The following is a 761-nucleotide window of genomic DNA, read 5'->3' as shown; positions in this document are numbered from 1 at the left end:
GGCAAGTGACGGAATGTTGACCGTCTCTGCCATCGCCCTCTCCCTTCGGATGAGGCTTAGGACCCGACTGACCCCGGGATGACTGGCATTGCCCGGGAAACCTTAGACTTACGGCGGGAGGGGTTCTCGCCCTCCTAATCGTTACTTATGCCTACATTTGCTTTTCCACAAGCTCCAGCGCGGATCGCTCCACGCATTCAACGCCGGTGGAATGCTCCCCTACCGATACTTTTCATTGCTCTGCTATCCCGCGCCTTCGGCGTTCCGCTTACACCCGATTATTATCCACGCCCGGACCCTCGACCAGTGAGCTGTTACGCACTCTTTGAATGAATGGCTGCTTCCAAGCCAACATCCTGGCTGTCACGGGGACCGGACTTCGTTAGACTGACTCGGCGGAAACTCCGGGGCCTTAGGCGGCGGTCCGGATTCTTCTCCTCTCGGGGACGGACCTTAGCACCCGCCCCCTTACTGCATGGCTCCTGCCCTGAAGCATTCGGAGTTCGTCAGGACTTGATAGGCGGTGAAGCCCTCGCGTCCTATCGGTCGCTCTACCTCTCCAGGGGAACGCCACACGCGGCACCTAAATGCCTTTCGGGGAGTACGAGCTATCTCCAAGTTTGATTGGCCTTTCACTCCTACGCACACCTCATCCAGAAGCTTTTCAACGCTTATTGGTGCGGACCTCCATCCGGTGTTACCCGGACTTCATCCTGGACATGCGTAGATCACTTGGTTTCGCGTCTGCCCCCACCGACTAA

Annotated in this window: 1 rRNA gene; it reads right to left on the bottom strand. The window is 57.7% G+C overall.

The window, feature by feature from the left end:
* Window positions 1-761: ribosomal RNA gene (locus tag KM934_RS12880) — 23S ribosomal RNA — on the bottom strand; the annotation flags it as partial.

This window comes from Hallella faecis, from assembly GCF_018789675.1.
GTDB classification, from domain to species: domain Bacteria; phylum Bacteroidota; class Bacteroidia; order Bacteroidales; family Bacteroidaceae; genus Prevotella; species Prevotella faecis.
The sequence above is the reverse complement of the archived record's forward strand: the minus strand, read 5'-3'. Positions and strand labels throughout refer to the sequence as shown.